Source organism: Paracoccus lichenicola (genome assembly GCF_009708075.1).
In the GTDB taxonomy this organism is placed as follows: Bacteria; Pseudomonadota; Alphaproteobacteria; order Rhodobacterales; family Rhodobacteraceae; genus Paracoccus; species Paracoccus lichenicola.
In genome coordinates this window covers 425,073-441,569 of the sequence record NZ_WMBT01000002.1, presented here as the reverse complement: position 1 = coordinate 441,569, position 16,497 = coordinate 425,073, and the positions used below count along the sequence as shown (strand labels likewise).

Annotated in this window: 16 protein-coding genes and 1 riboswitch; of the genes, 10 read left to right on the top strand and 6 right to left on the bottom strand. The window is 67.1% G+C overall.

All coding sequences use genetic code 11. The annotated features are described in order from the left end of the window. Nucleotides 1-149: 149 nt before the first annotated feature. Nucleotides 150-719 carry a retropepsin-like aspartic protease family protein gene (locus GIY56_RS05670; protein ID WP_328288451.1) on the bottom strand — a complete coding sequence of 190 codons (570 nt, stop codon included), beginning with the start codon at nucleotides 717-719 and terminating at the stop codon, nucleotides 150-152. After that, nucleotides 716-1,336: a MarC family protein gene (locus tag GIY56_RS05665; RefSeq protein ID WP_154763813.1), complete on the bottom strand. Its 621-nt coding sequence runs from the start codon at nucleotides 1,334-1,336 to the stop codon at nucleotides 716-718. Before GIY56_RS05665 ends, GIY56_RS05670 begins: the two co-directional genes overlap by 4 nt. A gap of 221 nt (nucleotides 1,337-1,557) precedes the next feature. Here GIY56_RS05665 and GIY56_RS05660 point away from each other — a divergent pair, with 221 nt between their 5' ends. The 6 genes from GIY56_RS05660 to GIY56_RS05635 all read left to right on the top strand — a co-directional run bounded on the left by GIY56_RS05660 (nucleotide 1,558) and on the right by GIY56_RS05635 (nucleotide 7,785). Then, nucleotides 1,558-1,803, top strand: a complete 246-nt coding sequence (locus tag GIY56_RS05660) for a twin-arginine translocase TatA/TatE family subunit (protein ID WP_407946945.1) — start codon at nucleotides 1,558-1,560, stop codon at nucleotides 1,801-1,803. A 28-nt stretch (nucleotides 1,804-1,831) separates the two neighbouring features. Then, nucleotides 1,832-2,314, top strand: coding sequence for a Sec-independent protein translocase protein TatB (tatB, locus tag GIY56_RS05655; RefSeq protein ID WP_154763811.1), 483 nt, complete (start codon nucleotides 1,832-1,834; stop codon nucleotides 2,312-2,314). Beyond that, nucleotides 2,315-3,163 (top strand): twin-arginine translocase subunit TatC, encoded by an 849-nt coding sequence (gene tatC / locus GIY56_RS05650; RefSeq protein ID WP_328288450.1) that lies wholly within the window; start codon nucleotides 2,315-2,317, stop codon nucleotides 3,161-3,163. Further along, the gene (locus tag GIY56_RS05645) at nucleotides 3,163-4,017 is read left to right on the top strand and encodes an ATP-binding protein (protein WP_154763810.1); all 855 of its coding nucleotides are present in this window, start codon (nucleotides 3,163-3,165) and stop codon (nucleotides 4,015-4,017) included. The genes tatC and GIY56_RS05645 overlap by 1 nt, the downstream gene beginning before the upstream one ends. Before the next feature lie 105 nt (nucleotides 4,018-4,122). Further along, nucleotides 4,123-7,062: a hybrid sensor histidine kinase/response regulator gene (locus GIY56_RS05640; RefSeq protein ID WP_154763809.1), complete on the top strand. Its 2,940-nt coding sequence runs from the start codon at nucleotides 4,123-4,125 to the stop codon at nucleotides 7,060-7,062. Nucleotides 7,063-7,100: 38 nt separating this feature from the next. Next, nucleotides 7,101-7,235, top strand: a riboswitch (FMN riboswitch). A 76-nt stretch (nucleotides 7,236-7,311) separates the two neighbouring features. After that, the gene (locus tag GIY56_RS05635) at nucleotides 7,312-7,785 is read left to right on the top strand and encodes a 6,7-dimethyl-8-ribityllumazine synthase (protein WP_154763808.1); all 474 of its coding nucleotides are present in this window, start codon (nucleotides 7,312-7,314) and stop codon (nucleotides 7,783-7,785) included. 31 nt (nucleotides 7,786-7,816) lie between these two features. Here GIY56_RS05635 and glmS read toward each other — a convergent pair whose 3' ends face one another. Further along, a complete protein-coding gene (gene glmS, locus GIY56_RS05630) occupies nucleotides 7,817-9,634 on the bottom strand; it encodes a glutamine--fructose-6-phosphate transaminase (isomerizing) (RefSeq protein ID WP_154763807.1) in 1,818 nt (605 codons plus the stop codon). Next, the gene (gene glmU, locus GIY56_RS05625) at nucleotides 9,634-10,977 is read right to left on the bottom strand and encodes a bifunctional UDP-N-acetylglucosamine diphosphorylase/glucosamine-1-phosphate N-acetyltransferase GlmU (RefSeq protein WP_154763806.1); all 1,344 of its coding nucleotides are present in this window, start codon (nucleotides 10,975-10,977) and stop codon (nucleotides 9,634-9,636) included. Before glmU ends, glmS begins: the two co-directional genes overlap by 1 nt. A 116-nt stretch (nucleotides 10,978-11,093) precedes the next feature. Between glmU and GIY56_RS05620 the strand changes: the two genes are divergently transcribed. Next, on the top strand, nucleotides 11,094-11,768 hold the full coding sequence (locus GIY56_RS05620) for an HAD hydrolase-like protein (protein WP_154763805.1): 675 nt from the start codon (nucleotides 11,094-11,096) through the stop codon (nucleotides 11,766-11,768). A gap of 1 nt (nucleotide 11,769) precedes the next feature. Here the strand turns inward: GIY56_RS05620 and bfr are convergent, their stop codons facing one another. Both bfr and GIY56_RS05610 read right to left on the bottom strand, forming a co-directional pair. Beyond that, the gene (gene bfr, locus GIY56_RS05615) at nucleotides 11,770-12,255 is read right to left on the bottom strand and encodes a bacterioferritin (RefSeq protein ID WP_154763804.1); all 486 of its coding nucleotides are present in this window, start codon (nucleotides 12,253-12,255) and stop codon (nucleotides 11,770-11,772) included. Continuing rightward, nucleotides 12,203-12,496: a (2Fe-2S)-binding protein gene (locus GIY56_RS05610; protein ID WP_154763803.1), complete on the bottom strand. Its 294-nt coding sequence runs from the start codon at nucleotides 12,494-12,496 to the stop codon at nucleotides 12,203-12,205. The genes bfr and GIY56_RS05610 overlap by 53 nt, the downstream gene beginning before the upstream one ends. A gap of 116 nt (nucleotides 12,497-12,612) precedes the next feature. On the opposite strand from GIY56_RS05610, the gene queA reads away from it, so the two are divergent. The 3 genes from queA (at nucleotide 12,613) to lpdA (ending at nucleotide 16,457) form a co-directional block, all read left to right on the top strand. Beyond that, the gene (gene queA, locus GIY56_RS05605; RefSeq protein WP_154763802.1) at nucleotides 12,613-13,659 is read left to right on the top strand and encodes a tRNA preQ1(34) S-adenosylmethionine ribosyltransferase-isomerase QueA; all 1,047 of its coding nucleotides are present in this window, start codon (nucleotides 12,613-12,615) and stop codon (nucleotides 13,657-13,659) included. A gap of 75 nt (nucleotides 13,660-13,734) precedes the next feature. After that, nucleotides 13,735-14,997 (top strand): MFS transporter, encoded by a 1,263-nt coding sequence (locus GIY56_RS05600; RefSeq protein WP_154763801.1) that lies wholly within the window; start codon nucleotides 13,735-13,737, stop codon nucleotides 14,995-14,997. Nucleotides 14,998-15,065: 68 nt separating this feature from the next. Further along, on the top strand, nucleotides 15,066-16,457 hold the full coding sequence (gene lpdA / locus GIY56_RS05595) for a dihydrolipoyl dehydrogenase (protein ID WP_154763800.1): 1,392 nt from the start codon (nucleotides 15,066-15,068) through the stop codon (nucleotides 16,455-16,457). Nucleotides 16,458-16,497 lie beyond the last annotated feature (40 nt).

The window sequence follows — 16,497 nt, the reverse complement described above, 5'->3', positions numbered from 1 at the left end:
ACCACGAAAGGCCAGCGCCCGCCTGGGGCGGGGCGGGCGCTGGCCGGGCCTTTGAGGCTCGGCGGTGTGGGTGGCTATGTCGCGACGTGGCGAAGGCGATGGCCTTCGCCAATCGGAAGCCGCCGTAGGGTGGGGTTCACCCCACCATCTCACCGCTCCAGGATCAGCAGGTCGCCCTCGAAGCTCACCCGCGCGAAGGTGCGCAGGTAGGACATGCCCAGCAGCGACCCGTCCAGGTCCGCGCCGATCACGTAAGCCCGGACATTGCGGTCCACGATGTCGCCGATGGCGATCTCGTCGATGGTGACGGGGGCGGTCTGCACCCGGCCGTTCGCGGTGACGGCGGTTCCGACATAGGCCAGGTCGTCCGGGTCCAGCCCGACGCGGCGCGCGTCCGCCGGGCCAAGCGCGATCGAGGACGCGCCGGTATCGACCATGAAGCGCACGGTTTCCCCGTTCACCTGCGCCGTCAGGTGGAAATGGCCGTCGCGGCCCACGGGGATCTCGATCCGGCCGCCGTCCAGCACCTGCTGGCGGGGGGCGTTGCCCCCGATCCACCAGTCGGCGGCCAGCGCCGCGCCCGCGAAGATCACCACCCACAGCATGATCTGGCGCAGCACCTGCCCGCCGCGCCCTGCCAGTTCAAAGATCATCGCCCCGCCGATCACCAGCAGCAGCACGCCGTAATAGACCAGTTGCATGGTGCCGGGATCGGTCACGGGAACAGCCCCGATCCCTTCAGCCCGTCGATGACGAACTGCACCGACAAGGCGGCCAGCAGCATCCCCAGCAGGCGCGTGACGACCATCACGCCCGTCCGGCCAAGCGCATGGGCCAGCGGGGTGGCGATCACGAACAGCGCCATGGCGATGGCCAGCACCGCCAGCATCACCCCGTTCACCAGGATCATGTGGCCGATCCCCGGCGCCTCGCCCATCAGCAGGATCATCGAGGCCAGCGCCCCCGGTCCCGCCAGCAGCGGCATGGCCAGCGGAAAGACCGACGGATCGTGGTCGGGGGGATCGCCCTCGCCCTGATGCTCGCGCCGTTCGGTGCGCCGCTCGAACAGCATGTCGAGCGCCGTCAGGAACAGCAGCAACCCGCCCGCGATGCGGAAGGCGGAAATGGAAATCCCGATGGCGCCCAGGATCGATTCGCCCGCAAGGCCGAAGATCATCATCAGCACCGCGGCGATCACCAGCGCGCGAAAGCCGATGCGGCGGCGCGCTGCTGCACCCATGCCCGGCGTCAGCGCGATGAAGACCGGCGCCAGCCCGATCGGGTCGATCACCACGAACAGCGTGACGAAGGCGGTGACATACAGCGACAGGTCCATGCCGCCTTATGGCCCGCACGCCCGGCCCTGCCAAGCCGGGTGGCCGGGGGCAGCCTTGTCAAAATACCGTCAGTTTGTCGCAGATTGATGACGCGCGCCGCGAATCGTGGCAGTTGGGGTTTCGCTGCGGCGGCCAAGGGCCTATATTCCGCAGATTGGTTTATCCCAGGTCATTGGCCTGACTCTGGAACTGGAGAACTGGAATGCACGCACCGTCCCCCATGGCACTGCTCGTCATCGCCATCGTGGTCCTGGTCCTGTTCGGCCGCGGCAAGGTTTCCTCGCTGATGGGCGAATTCGGCAAGGGCATCACCGCCTTCAAGAAGGGCCTGAACGACGGCACGACGGAAGCGGCCGCCGAACGCAACGCCGCCCTCGACAAGCCCGTTCCGTCGGTCCAGCCGATCCAGCCCGTTCCGGGAACCGAGGCCCGCGACGTGACCCCCTCGAACGAACCCCGCGTCTGATCCCGAAGCCCGGGAAAGGGGTTCCTGAATGCTGGATGTCGGGTGGAGCGAACTGCTGCTGATCGGCGTTGTCGCGCTGGTTGTCATCGGCCCCGAGGATTTGCCGAAACTGTTTCATACCCTGGGCCGGATCACGGCCAAGGCGCGATCCATGGCACGCGAATTCACAAGTGCGATGGAGGATGCCGCCAAGGGGTCCGGCATCAATGACGTGACCAAGGATCTCAGGGACTTGAAGTCCCTCACCTCGAAGAAATCGCTGGGACTGGACGCGCTGGACCGCGCGGCCACGAAATTCGAGCAATGGGATCCCAAGGCCAGCCTGGACAAGACCGTCCGCGCCAAGCCCGACCCGGCAGCGCCCGCAGCCCATGCCGGGGCCGACACGCGGCCCGTTGACGCGCCCCCCGTGCCTGCTGCATTGCAGGCGGCGAACGACCCTGTGGCGGCTGACGCCGACAGCCCGCGCCGTATCGCCGGGGTCCGCCGTTCGGACATGAAGGACCACTAAGTGGCATCGCAACACGTCGATGAGCTGGACGACAGCTCGGCCCCGCTGATCGAGCATCTCAAGGAACTGCGCACCCGGATCATCTGGTCCGCGCTGGCCTTCGTGGTGGCGATGATCCTGTGCTATCTGGTCTGGAACCCGATCTACAACTTCCTGACGCAGCCGATCTGCGCCGCGCTGGAGGATCGGGGTCAGGAATGCGGCCTGATCCTGCTGAAGCTGCAGGAAGGCTTCACGGTCGCCATCCGCATTTCCTTCTTCGGGGGCTTCATCCTGGCCTTTCCGGTGATCGGCTATCAGCTGTGGCGCTTCGTCGCGCCGGGCCTTTACCGCAGCGAAAAGCGGGCCTTCCTGCCCTTCCTGGTCGCCTCGCCCCTGATGTTCGCGCTTGGCGCGGCCTTTGCCTATTACGTCATCCTGCCGATGGTGTTTTCCTTCTTCCTGGGCTTCCAGCAGGGACCGCTGGCGCTGCCGGACGATCCCAACACCGCGCAGGGGGCATCGCATCTGGCGGGGATCGTGTTCCAGGGTTCGGTCAGCGAATACCTGAACCTGACCACGCGCTTCATCCTGGCCTTCGGGCTGTCCTTCCAGCTGCCGGTCGCGCTGGCGCTGATGGGACGGGCGGGGCTGGTCTCGGCCGAAACGCTGGCGGGCACGCGCCGCTATGCCATCATTCTCATCCTGACGCTGGCCGCCTGCCTGACGCCGCCCGACGTGGGCAGCCAGTTGGTGCTGTTCTCGGTCATCTACGGGCTTTACGAGATCTCGATCCAGATCGTGCGGCGCATCGAGAAGAAACGCGATGCAGACCTGCGCGCCGAAGGGCTGCTGGACGAAGGCGAATGATGCGCGACCTGACTGATACCGACGCCCTTGCCCGCATCGCCGCCGCGCTGGAGCGTCTGGCCCCGCCGCCCGTTCCCGCGCCGAGTTTCACCGAGGCCAGCGCCTATGTCTGGCATCCCGACCCCGACCGGCTGGAGGCGGTGGAAACCGTCGCCCGCGTCGATCTGGTGCAGCTGATCGGCATCGACCGGGCCAAGCGGATCTTGCTGGACAACACGCTGCAATTCGCGCGCGGGTTCGGCGCCAACAACGCCCTGCTGTGGGGCGCGCGGGGCATGGGCAAGTCGTCCCTGGTCAAGGCCGTCCATGCCGAAGCCGTGGCGCAGGGCCTGCCCCTGGTGCTGGTGGAAATCGCCCGCGACGACCTGGGATCGGTCGCGCGGCTGCTGGCGATCCTGGGGCGCGCGAAGGGCAAGCGGTTCCTGCTGTTTTCGGACGACCTGTCCTTCAGCCATGACGACACGCAGTACAAGTCGCTCAAGGCCGTGCTGGACGGGGGCATCAGCGGGCGGCCCGCCAACGTGATCCTGTATGCCACGTCGAACCGCCGCCACCTGATGCCGCGCGACATGATCGACAACGAACGCGCCACCGCCATCCACCCGGGCGAGGCGGTCGAGGAAAAGGTGTCCCTGTCCGACCGCTTCGGGCTGTGGCTGGGTTTCCACCCCTGTTCGCAGGACGAATACCTGGCGATGATCGCGGGCTATTGCGAGGCTTATGGGCTGGCGATCGACCCCGATACCCTGCGCGCCGAAGCGATCGAATGGCAGGCCACGCGCGGCGGCCGGTCGGGCCGGGTGGCCTGGCAGTTCTTCACCGACCTGGCGGGGCGGCACGGCATCGCGGTCTAGGACCTTGCTGCAAGATGATTTAAGTCAAGCCATCCCATGTCGCGGCTTGCGGCTTGCCTGATCCCTGCTAGTTTCCGGCGAGCCTTCTGACCATCGCGGTGCAACATGACGATTGAGCAGTTTACCCGTTCGTGGCCCATCGACGGCGGCGTCTGCGGCGAGCTGGTGCGGACGTTCGACTGGTCGCAAACCTCGCTTGGTCCCATCGACGCCTGGCCCCGGCACCTGCGGATCAAGGTCAATTCGCTGGTCAACTCGCCCATTCCGCAAGTCCTCATGTGGGGACCGGATCACGTGATGATCTACAACGACGGCTACATGGAGGTCGCGGGGAACTATCACCCGCGCGCCCTGGGCGGCACCGTTCCCGCCATCTGGCCTGAGGTCTGGGACTGGAACCGCCAGATCCTGGAACGCGGTTTCCGGGGCGAGGTGCAGGCCTTCCGCGAACAGCCGCTGGTCCTCAACCGCAGCGGCACCCCGGAAAACGTCGTCCTCGACCTGTTCTACACCCCGATCCACAGCGAGGACGGCGCCCGCGTCGATGGCGTCCTGTGCACCGTCCTGGAAATCACCGACACCGTCCGCGCGCGCGAGGCGCTGGCCGAAAGCCGGGCCGAGCTTTACCACCTGTCCGACGCGCTGCCGATCCTGGTGGGCTTCCTGGACCGCGCGCTGGTCTTCCGCTTTGCCAACCGGTGCTATCTGGATGTCTTCGGCGTCACGCGCGACCAGGTGATCGGCAAGCGGATTTCGGACCTCCTTGGCCCCGAGCAGGGCGCCCTGACCGAGGAGATGCTGAACCACGCCCTTGCGGGCGAGACGGTGAATGTCGATGCGACCGTCCACCTGCCCGGCAAGGGCCCCCGCGCCTTCGAGATGCGCTGCCTGCCCCGCACGGCGGGCGACGGGCGGATCGACGGCGTCTACATGATCCTGATCGACATCGAGGATCGCAAGCAGACCGAAATCCAGTTGCGCGACAGCAACGACCGCTTCTGCGCGGCGGTGGAGGCGATCCACAGCGTGCTGTGGACCAACACCGCCGATGGCCGGATGCTGGGCGAACAGCGGGGCTGGATGGCGCTGACCGGCCAGGGCTTCGACGATTACCAGGACTATGGCTGGGCCGATGCCGTCCATCCCGATGATCGCGCCGCCACGATCCAGGCCTGGCACCGCGCCGTTGCGGCGGGGGCCACCTTTGAATGGGAACACCGGGTGCGTTGCGCGGACGGCGAATACCGCGTCTTCGCGATCCGGGCCGTGCCGACGCTGAACGACCAGGGCGGCATCAGGGAATGGGTCGGCGTCCATACCGACGTGACCGAGCAACGCATGGGCGAGGCGCAGTTGCAGGCCCAGGCCGAGGATCTGCACCGCCAGATCGCCCACCGGCAGCGGGCCGAGGACCAGTTGCGCCAGTTGAACGAAACGCTGGAAGCCCGCGTCCGCGACGAGATCGAGCGCCACCGCAAGACGGAAGCCGCGCTGCACCGGTCGCAGAAGATGGAATCGATGGGCCAGCTGACCGGCGGCGTGGCGCATGATTTCAACAATCTTCTTCAGGTGATAGCGGGCAATCTTCAGATGCTGTCGAAGGATGTCGAGGGCAATGCCAAGGCGAACCAGCGGGTCGAGAACGCGCTGTCCGCCGTGGCGCGCGGGGCCAAGCTTGCCAGCCAGCTTCTGGCCTTCGGCCGCCGCCAGCCGCTGGAGCCACGGGTGATCCAGCCCTGCCGCCTGGTGAACGAGATGGACGAGTTGCTGCGCCGGTCCCTGGGCGAGACGATCGAGGTCGATGTGATCGTGCCCTCGAACCTGTGGAACATCTGCGTGGACCGGGCGCAGCTGGAAAGCGCGCTGCTGAACCTGGCGATCAACGCCCGCGACGCGATGGACGGACCCGGACGCCTGACCATCGAGATGGGCAATGTCCAGCTGGACACCACCTATGCCGAGGCCGCGGGCGATGTGGCGGCGGGGGATTACGTGATGCTGGCCGTGACCGACACCGGCTGCGGGATGCCGCCCGAGGTGCTGGAGCGGATCTTCGATCCCTTCTATTCCACCAAGCCCGAGGGGCGCGGCACCGGCCTGGGCATGTCGATGGTCTATGGCTTCGTCAAGCAGTCGGGCGGCCATGTGTCCGTCTACAGCGAACCGGGCGAGGGGACGACCGTGCGCATCTATCTGCCCCGCTCGGAAAGCGAGGAGGAGGCCGACGCGCCGCTGTATGACGGTCCCATCACCGGCGGGACCGAGACCATCCTGGTGGTCGAGGATGACGAGGCCGTGCGCGCGACCGTGGTCGATCTGCTGGGATCGCTTGGCTACAAGGTGCTGACCGCGCGCGATGCGCAGGCGGGGTTGGCGGTCGTGGAAAGCGGGTTGCACATCGACGTGCTGTTCACCGACGTGGTGATGCCCGGCACGCTGTCCAGCCGCGACATGGCGCGCCGCGCGCAACAGGTCCTGCCGGGCCTCGGGGTGCTGTTCACCTCGGGCTATACGGAAAACTCCATCGTTCACGGCGGCAGGCTGGATCCGGGGGTCGAGCTTCTGTCGAAGCCCTATCCGCGCGAGGCCCTGGCCCGCCGGTTGCGCCATGTCATCGCCAATGCCCAGCAGGCAGCCCAGGTGGCCGAGGCCCCGCGCGCCGCGCCACAGCCCGAACCTGCCGGGGACCGCCGCGTGTCGATCCTGCTGGTCGAGGACAACGCCCTGATCCGCGCCGACACCGCCATCATGCTGGAGGAGATGGGCCACACGGTCGCGCAGGCCGGCAAGGCAGCCCCCGCGCTGGCCAGCCTTGAGGGGCAGGACTTCGACCTGCTGCTGACCGACCTGGGCCTGCCCGACATGAACGGCAACGACCTGGCGCAGCGCGCGGTCGAAATGCGGCCGGGGCTGGCGGTCGTCTATGCCACGGGCGACAGCAGCCTGCCTGCGGGCTGCCCCGCGCAGACCGTCCTGCTGTGCAAGCCCTACGGCGAGGAGCAGTTGCGCGGCGCCGTCCGGGAAGCCCTGGCCCGCATCGGCTGAGACCCCTTGGCGAAAGGGGGGGTTGCGTGCTATGCAAGGACCGTTCTCAGGGCGGGGTGCAATTCCCCACCGGCGGTTACAGCCCGCGAGCGCCCTTCGCCTTGGCAAAGGGGTCAGCAGATCCGGTGAAACTCCGGGGCCGACAGTTACAGTCTGGATGAAAGAGAACCGTGGCCGTGTCCTTTCCCGAGGGGCGGTCATGGCTCGTGTCCTGGGACCATACGCAAGCAAACGTAAGGTTCCTGAAAGATGACCCACAAGACCCCCCGTATCGCCTTCATCAAGGCCCGCTGGCATTCCGATGTCGTGGACCGCGCGCACGAAGGTTTCCTGGCCGAACAGCGGCGCCTGATCCCCGGCGCCCAGGTGGTGGCCTATGACGTGCCCGGCGCCTTCGAGATGCCGCTGCTGGCCAAGAAGCTGGCGCAGAACGGCACCTATGACGCCGTGGTCGCCGCCGCCCTGGTGGTGGACGGCGGCATCTATCGCCACGATTTCGTGGCCGCCGCCGTTGTCACCGGCCTGATGAACGTGGGCCTGGAAACCGGCGTGCCCTGCTTCTCGGTGTCGCTGACGCCGCACAATTATCAGGAAACGGAACTGCTGACGGGCTTTTACCGCGACCACTTCGTGAAGAAGGGCGCCGAGGCCGCGCAGGCCGTCCATCAGATGCTGGACCTGGACGCCCGGATCGCCGCCGAGGGCCGCGCGGACGTGGCATGAGGGAAGGGCGCGCGGGTCTGGCCCGCGCGCCTTATTCCACCGTCACCGATTTCGCCAGGTTGCGGGGCTGGTCCACGTCGGTGCCCTTGGCGACCGCCGTGTGATAGGCCAGGTACTGCATCGGGATCGCATACAGGATCGGCTGGAACGCCCCGCCGCCCGAAGGCATCCGCAGCACCGCCTGCACCCCGTGGCTGGCCGCCGAAAGCCCCGCCTCGTCCGACAGAAGCAGGATCGGGCCGTGGCGGGCCATCACCTCCTGCATGTTGGACACCGTTTTCTCGAACAGCGCGTCATGCGGGGCCAGCACGATCACCGGCACGTCGCGGTCGATCAGCGCGATGGGGCCGTGCTTGAGTTCGCCCGAGGCATAGCCTTCGGCGTGGATATAGCTGAGTTCCTTCAGCTTCAGCGCGCCCTCCAGGGCGACGGGATACAGCGCGCCGCGCCCCAGGAACAGCACGTCGCGGGCCTGCGACAGCCATTCCGATAGTGCCCGGCAATCGTCCGACAGGGCAAGCGTTTGCTGCATCAGCCCCGGGATCGCGCGCAGGTCGGCCAGATGCGCCGCCAGCGCCGCGTCGTCGATGCGGCCCCGGTCATGCGCGGCCTTCAGCGCCAGGATCGCCAGAACCGTCAACTGGCAGGTGAAGGCCTTGGATGACGCCACGCTGACCTCGATCCCCGCGCGGGTGGGCAGGGCGATGTCGGCATCGCGCGCGATAGCCGAGGTGCCGACGTTCACCAGCCCGACGGTGCGGGCGACGTGATCCTTGGCATAGTGCAGCGCGGCCAGGGTGTCGGCGGTTTCGCCCGACTGGCTGACGGCGATGAACCAGCTGCGGGGCGACAAGGGCGGCTCGCGATAGCGGAACTCGGACGCCACGTCGATGTCACAGGGCAGGCCGGCCAGTTGCTCGAACCAGTATTTCGCGACATGGCCCGCCAGATGCGCGGTGCCGCAGCCGACCAGGCTGATGCGGTCCACGTCGCGGAAATCCAGCCCCTCGGGCAGCACGATCCGGTCGCCCTTGACGTAATGGGTCAGCACGTCGCCGATCACCACCGGCTGCTCGGCGATCTCCTTGGCCATGAAGTGGCGGTAGCCGCCCTTGTCGATGGCGGTCGTGCCCGTGTCGATGCGCGCCTCGGCCCGGTGGGTCCGGTTGCCCGCCGCGTCGAATATCTGCACGCCCGCGCGGGTCAGGACGGCGTGGTCGCCATCCTCCAGATAGGTGATGCGGTCGGTGAAGGGCGCCAGCGCCACGGCGTCCGATCCGATGAACATCTCGCCATCGCCATGGCCGATGGCAAGCGGGCTGCCCTTGCGGGCGGCGATCATCAGGTCCTGTTCGCCGTCGAACAGGAAGGCCAGGGCAAAGGCCCCCTTCAGCCGGGCCAGCGTCTTGCGCGCGGCCTCGACGGGCGAGGCGCCAGCGGCCATGTAATGCGCGGTCCACAGGGCCACGGTTTCCGTGTCGGTCTGCGACTGCGGCTGGATGCCCAGGGACGCCAGTTCCTCGCGCAACTCGCGGAAATTCTCGATGATGCCGTTGTGGACCACGGCGACCGGACCGGACTGGTGGGGATGGGCGTTCACCTCGGTAGCAGGACCGTGGGTGGCCCAGCGGGTGTGGCCGATGCCCGCATGGCCGGGCAGGGGGTCGTGGACCAGCCGGTCGGACAGGTTGACCAGCTTGCCCACCGCGCGGCGGCGGTCCAGCCTGCCGCTGGCGTCCACGGTCGCCACCCCCGCGCTGTCATAGCCGCGATATTCCAGCCGCCGCAGCGCATCGACCAGTTGCGGGGACACCTCGTGCGACCCCAGGATGCCGATGATGCCGCACATCAGCGGGCCTCCTTTTTCGCGCGCAGGGCGGCCATCAGGCGCAGGGCCAGGCCGGGTTTCGTGGCCTGGCGCGCGCGGCCGATGGCAAGCGCGCCGTCGGGAACGTCCTCGGTGATGACGGAACCCGATCCGGTCAGGGCGTCGTGGCCCACGCGCACGGGCGCGACCAGCATGGTGTCGCTGCCGATGAAGGCGCGGGCGCCGATCTCGGTCCGGTGCTTCATCACCCCATCATAGTTGCAGGTGATGGTGCCCGCGCCGATATTGGTATGCTCGCCCACATGGGCGTCGCCCAGATAGGTCAGGTGGCCGACCTTGACGCCCTCATCCAGGACGGCGTTCTTGATTTCCACGAAGTTGCCGACATGCACGTCGCCGCCCAGTTCCGCGCCGGGGCGCAGGCGGGCGAAGGGACCGACCGTCGCGCCCGAGGACACGTGGCAACCTTCCAGATGGCAGAAGGGCAGGATCTCGGCCCCCGATTCCACGGTGACGCCGGGGCCGAAGACGACGTTCTGGCCGATCACCGCATCCCGCCCGATGGCCGTGTCCAGCGCGAACCAGACGGTGCCGGGATCGGCCAGCGTCACGCCGTTCTCCAGCGCCTGCCGGCGGGCGCGGTCCTGGAAGGCGGCCTCGGCACCGGCCAGTTCGATGCGGGTGTTGATGCCCAGGGTTTCCGCCTCGTCGCAGGTGACGACATCGGTGCTGCGCCCTTCGGCGCGGGCCAGGGCCACGAGGTCGGTCAGGTAGTATTCGCCGGACGCGTTCCGGTTCGACAGCCGCACGATCAGCTGGCGCAGCAGGGACGCGTCCAGCGCCATGACGCCGCTGTTGCAGAGCGCGATCTCGCGCACCGCCGCGTCGGCGTCCTTGTATTCGACGATCCGTTCCAGCCCCCGCCCGGTGACGATCAGGCGGCCATAGCGGCCCGGATCCTCGGCCTCGAACCCCAGCACCACCAGATCCGCGGGATGCAAGGTCAGCGCCGCCAGCGTGTCCTCGCCGATGAAGGGGGTGTCGCCGTAAAGGACGACCACCTTGCCCTCGAACCCCTCAAGCTCGGGCAGGGCCTGGCGGACGGCGTGGCCGGTGCCAAGCTGTTCGGATTGCAGGACGATCCGCGCATCCGGGTCGATCTTGGCGACGGCCTTGGTCACAAGGTCTGCGCCATGGCCCGCGACGACGATCACCTGTTCGGGTTCCAGCGTGCGGGCCACGGCCAGCGCATGGCCGACCAGGGGCACGCCCCCCAGCCGGTGCAGCACCTTGGGCAGGTCGGACTGCATCCGGCTGCCCTGACCGGCCGCCAGAACCACGACCGCCACCGATTTATCCGCCATGCCTGTCCCCGATGCCTGTTCAAATTCGTTGCCGGGCGTTCTAATCGGGACAAGGGGCGCAGGGAAGACCCGGCGCATTCACCTTTGGTGTCGGATCGTTGCGGGAAGGTTGGCGCATGGCGGGAACGGTGGTCTTCGATCTGGACGGCACGCTGGCCGATACATCGGCCGACCTGATCGCGGCGGCGAATGCCTGCTTTGCGGCGCGCGGCATCGAGGTGGCGCTGGACCCGGTGACGGACGCGCTGACCGCGTTTCACGGCGGGCGGGCAATGCTGCGTTTGGGATACGGGCGGATGGGGACCGACATGCTGCTGCCCCCGGGGGCCGAGGAGGAGGATTATCCCCGCCTGCTGGCCCATTACGGCGAGAACATCGCCGTTCACACGACGCTTTATCCGGGGGTCGAGGCGGTGCTGGACCGCTTGCAATCCGATGGCCATATCCTGGCCGTCTGCACCAACAAGCCGGGCGCCCTGGCGGAAACGCTGCTGCACGCGCTTGGCGTGCGGGACCGTTTCGCGGCGATGATCGCGGCGGATACGCTGCCGGTCAGGAAGCCCGATCCGCGGCCCTATCGCGCGGCGGTCGAACGCGCCGGGGGCAGCGTGCCCGCGTCCTTCCTGGTGGGCGATACGGAAACCGACCGCAAGACGGCGGCGGCGGCGGGCGTCCGGGTGGCGCTGGTGTCCTTCGGTCCCGAGGGCGAGGCGATCTCCCGCCTCGCCCCCGATGCGCTGATCGGGCATTTCGACGAATTGCCCGATCTGGCGCGGCGCTGGCTGGGATAGGCTATTCGGCCTTGTCCGCGGGCTTTGCGTTCAGCTGGCCATAGTTCTGGGCGCCGATGGTGTCGAAAAGCTGCAACTGGGTTTCCAGGAAGTCGATATGGCCTTCCTCGTCCTCGATCAGGTCGTCGAACAGCGACTTTGACACCTGATCGTTGATCGAGGAGCAATATTCCCGTGCTTCCAGATACAGGGCGCGGGCATCGTGTTCGGCGGCAAGATCCGCTTCCAGCGTTTCGCGCAGGGTTTGCCCGATCCGCAGCGGGTCCAGCTTCTGCAGGTTCGGGTGGCCTTCCAGGAAGATGATTCGCTTGATCAGCCGGTCGGCGTGGTGCATCTCCTCGATGGATTCGGCGCGCGACTTGTCGGCGATGTGGCCGAAGCCCCAGTCTTCCTGCAGGCGGTAATGCAGCCAATACTGGCTGACGGCGGTCAGTTCAGACCGCAGCGCCGCGTTGAGATAGTCGATGACCTTTGCGTCGCCCTTCATGGGTGGCTTCCTTTGCAATCTCTGATTTTGCCCGCAAAATCGGCGGGGCCACGCCCAGATTATCGCAGTGACGCATGGTGTCCAGAAAGAGCGGCATGCAACCCCCGCAATCGGCGCGCTTGCCCAGTGCGTGATAGATCTTGCCGGGCGTGATGATCGTCTGCGGGTCCGCGGCCCGCATCCAGTCGATGGCCGCCTTGATCTCTTGATCCGAGATTTGCGTGCAGTGGCAGACAATCATCGCGAAGCTCCTGGTTGCGAAAAAAATAGCGATTCTGTCGGATTTGTAAAGGCGACTTTTTTGCTTGGTGAACGGGCGCCTTGACCACGCGGCGGGTGCGGCGCAGAAGCGCGCGCATGAAGCTGTCCGATTTCGATTTCGACCTGCCCCCGTCGCTGATCGCCACGCGTCCGGCCCGCCCGCGCACGGCGGCGCGGCTGCTGCTGGCCGAAGGTGGCGGGATCGCGGACCGGCGTGTCAGCGACCTGCCCGACATCCTGCGGCCGGGCGACGTGCTGGTGCTGAACGACACCAAGGTCATTCCGGCGCGGCTGACGGGGACACGGACGCGCGCGACGCCCCAGGGCGAGGCGGTCGCGCGGATTGAGGTGACGCTGCTGGAACCTGCCGCTGACGGCTGGCGCGCCTTGGCGAAACCCCTGCGCAAGCTGCGCGCGGGCGAGGTGATCCGCTTCGGCGACGCCCTGTCCGCCGAGGTTGCCGCCATCGCGGATGCCGAGTTGCGCCTGCGCTTCGACGCCGAAGGGGACGCCTTTGACGCAGCACTTCAGCAGGTGGGCGCGATGCCGCTGCCGCCCTATATCGCGGCGCTGCGCGCGCCAGACGACCAGGACCGGCAGGATTACCAGACCGTCTGGGCCGCCCGGCAAGGCGCCGTCGCCGCCCCCACCGCCAGCCTGCATTTTGATGCCGCGCTGCTGGACGCGCTGGCTGCCAAGGGCGTGGAATTCGTCCATGTCACCCTGCATGTCGGCGCGGGCACCTTTCTGCCCGTCAAGGTCGAGGACGTGACCACCCACCGGATGCACGCCGAATGGGGCGAGGTGGGCACGGACGCCTCCGCCGCCATCAACCGCGCCAAGGCCCAAGGGCGCCGCGTGATCCCGGTTGGCACTACCGCGCTGCGGCTGATCGAATCGGCGGCGCAAGACGATGGCACGGTCCAGCCGTTCCGGGGGACGACCGACATCTTCATCTATCCCGGCCATCACTTCCGGGTGACCGACGGGCTGATGACCAATTTCCACCTGCCGAAATCGACGTTGCTGATGCTGGTGTCCGCCCTGATGGGGCCGGAAAGGATCAGGGAAATCTATGCCCATGCGGTGGGGCAGGGGTATCGCTTCTTCAGCTATGGCGATGCGTCGCTGCTGATCCCCTAGGGTCGCTTTCCGGGTAGCCCCCCCGCGCGGGATGGGCGAGACAAGGCCACCCGGCAACCCGAGTTGAGACGACCCATGCTTTCCGTCCTGCGCACCACCTGGCCGCTGTTCCTGGGCATCCTGCTGCTGATGGTCGGCAACGGGATGCAGGGCACGCTGCTGGGCATCCGCGGCGGGATCGAGGGGATTCCCACCTTCCAGATGTCCGTGGTCATGTCGGGCTATTTCGCGGGCTTCCTGCTGGGCAGCCTGACGGTGCCCCGGCTGATCAAGAACGTGGGCCATGTGCGGGTCTTCGCCGCGCTCGGGTCGATGATCTCGTCCGTGCTGGTGCTGTATGCGGTGGAACCCAACTGGATCTGGTGGACGATCCTGCGCGGCATCATCGGGTTCTGCTTCTGCGGGGTCTATATCACCTCGGAAAGCTGGCTGAACGCCGGGTCCACGAACGAGAACCGGGGCCAGACGCTGTCGGCCTACATGATCGTGCAGCTGCTGGGGATCGTGGCGGCGCAGGCGCTGCTGAACACCAGCGATCCGGGCGGATACACGCTGTTCATCGTGGCATCCGTGCTGGTGTCGCTGGCCTTCATGCCGATCCTTTTGTCCGCGCGCCCCGCGCCGCAGTTCCAGACGATCAAGCGCATGACCTTTGCCCGGCTTTACCGCGCCTCCCCCTTGGGCTGCGTGGGGATCTTCCTGATGGGCGGGGTCTTCGCGGTGCTGTCGGGGATGTCGTCGGTCTGGGGGGCCTCCATCGGGCTGTCGGTCGCGCAGATTTCGCTGTTCGTCGCGGCCAGCTATGCGGGCGGGCTGGTGCTGCAATATCCCATCGGCTGGATTTCCGACCGATACGACCGGCGCAAGCTGGTGCTGATCCTGGCGGCGGTGGGCGCGGTCACGGGCGTTGTGGTCATCGCCGCGCAGCCTGGGACATGGGGGCTGGTGATCGCGGGCGCGCTGATGGGCGGGATCGCCAACCCGATCTATGCGCTGCTGGTGGCCTATACCAACGATTACCTGGACCAGACCGACATGGCGGCGGCATCCGCCGGGCTGCTGTTCATCTATGGCATCGGATCCATGGGCGGGCCGGTCATCACCGGCTGGCTGATGGAGGTGATCGGCCCGGACGGGTTCTGGGTCTACATGGCGCTGCTGCTGGCGCTGCTGACGGGTTATGCGGGATGGCGCGCCACCCGCCGCCGCGCGCTGACGCCCGAGGAACAGGGCAACTTTGCCGTCATCACGCCCAACGCCACCACCATCGCGGTCGAGGCGGCGCTGGACGAGAAGCAGTCCGATCCCGCCGACCGGCGGGCACCCGATGCCGCGTGACCGGCCTGCTTGTCCCCCCTTCGCGATTGGTTTAACGCTGAACTATCGTGACCTGACGGGGAAAGCTCATGGCCCAGAATTTCGACATGGTGGTGATCGGTGCCGGGCCGGGCGGCTATGTCGCCGCGATCCGGGGCGCCCAGCTGGGCCTGAAGGTGGCCTGCATCGAGCGCGAGCATCTGGGCGGCATCTGCCTCAACTGGGGCTGCATCCCCACCAAGGCCCTGCTGCGCTCGGCCGAGGTGTTCCACCTGATGCACCGGGCCAAGGATTTCGGTCTGACCGCCGAAGGGATCGGCTTCGACCTGGACAAGGTCGTTCAACGCTCGCGCGGCGTGGCCAAGCAATTGACCGGCGGCATCGGGCACCTGTTCAAGAAGAACAAGGTGACGACCATCATGGGCGAGGCGCGACTGGTCGCGCCGGGCACCGTCAGCGTCAAGACCGACAAGGGCACCGAGGAGGTGACGGCGAAGAACATCGTCCTGGCGACCGGGGCGCGGGCGCGCGAGCTGCCGGGGCTGGAACCGGACGGCAAGCTGGTCTGGAACTACAAGCACGCCTTGGTCCCGCCGCACATGCCCAAGCGGCTGCTGGTCATCGGATCGGGCGCCATCGGCATCGAATTCGCAAGCTTCTTCAACACGATGGGCGCGGATACCACCGTGGTCGAGGTGATGGACCGCGTCCTGCCGGTCGAGGATGCGGAAATCAGCGCCTTCGCCAAGAAGCAGTTCGTCAAGCAGGGCATGACGATCCTTGAAAAGGCCACGGTCAAGAAGCTGGACCGCAAGGGCAGCACGGTGACGGCCCACATTGAAAGCAATGGCAAGACCGAGACTCAGGACTTCGACACGGTGATTTCCGCCGTGGGCATCGTCGGCAACGTCGAGAACCTGGGGCTTGAGGAACTGGGCGTGAAGATCGACCGCACCCATGTCCTGACCGACGAATACTGCCGCACGGGGGTCGAGGGCCTTTATGCCATCGGCGACGTGGCGGGCGCGCCCTGGCTCGCGCACAAGGCCAGCCACGAAGGCGTGATGGTGGCTGAACTGATCGCGGGCGGGCATCCCCATCCGGTCAAGCCAAGCAGCATCGCGGGCTGCACCTATTGCCATCCGCAGGTGGCGTCGGTGGGCCTGACCGAGGCCAAGGCCAAGGAACTGGGCCACGAGGTCAAGGTGGGCCGCTTCCCCTTCGTCGGCAACGGCAAGGCCATTGCCCTTGGCGAACCCGAGGGGATGATCAAGACCGTGTTCGACGCCAAGACCGGCGAACTGCTGGGCGCGCATATGGTCGGGGCCGAGGTGACGGAATTGATCCAGGGCTATGTGATCGGGCGACAGCTGGAAACGACCGAGCAGGACCTGATGGAAACCGTGTTCCCCCATCCCACCCTGTCGGAAATGATGCATGAATCGGTCCTGGACGCCTATGGCCGGGCCATCCATTTCTGAAACCGTTGCGCGGGGCGGGGCTGCAACGCCCGCCCCGTCA